General features: G+C 59.6%; 1 protein-coding gene. It reads right to left on the bottom strand.

Features of this window, described 5'->3' with window-relative positions:
- On the bottom strand, window positions 1-512 hold a 512-nt coding region (locus EAE90_RS23380), incomplete at both ends, for a hemagglutinin repeat-containing protein (RefSeq protein ID WP_214055467.1).

The following is a 512-nucleotide window of genomic DNA, read 5'->3' on the forward strand; positions in this document are numbered from 1 at the left end:
TTGCCGGTCGTCTGTTCGGTGTTCTGGCTGGAGGAGAGTTGAATATCCCGGTGAGCATTGAGTTGCAGGTCTTTGCCCGCCTGTAACTGGCTGCCCTGAATGCGGATATCGCCATTCTGGCCTGATGCGCCTTTGCCATCCCCTTTGGCGGTTATCGTGAGGTTATCCCCGGCAGCGAGATGGCTGCCCTGTTGAGTGGTCTGGCGGTGCTGCTGTTCTGAACGGGAAGATTGACGCCCGTAGGACAGGCTCACCCCGGCCAGATTGTTATTGCCTTTGTCGTCACTGCCCTGAGCCTCCGCCAGTCGGCCAGCCTGCGCCGCTTGCAATCCGCTAAGGGCGGCTTGAGTGTTTTGCAGGGCTTTTACTCGCGGGTCACTTTCATTGCGGGCGGTTCTGGCTGTTTGCACCGCGCTGTTGACGGCCCCGCCTGCGGCGCCACTCAGCGCCACGGTTAAGCCGCTCTGTTTTTGTTCGGTTTTTGTCGTGGTGTGATGGCGATTTTCCGCGCT

This window comes from Photorhabdus caribbeanensis, from assembly GCF_018448885.1.
Classification (GTDB): Bacteria; Pseudomonadota; Gammaproteobacteria; order Enterobacterales; family Enterobacteriaceae; genus Photorhabdus; species Photorhabdus caribbeanensis.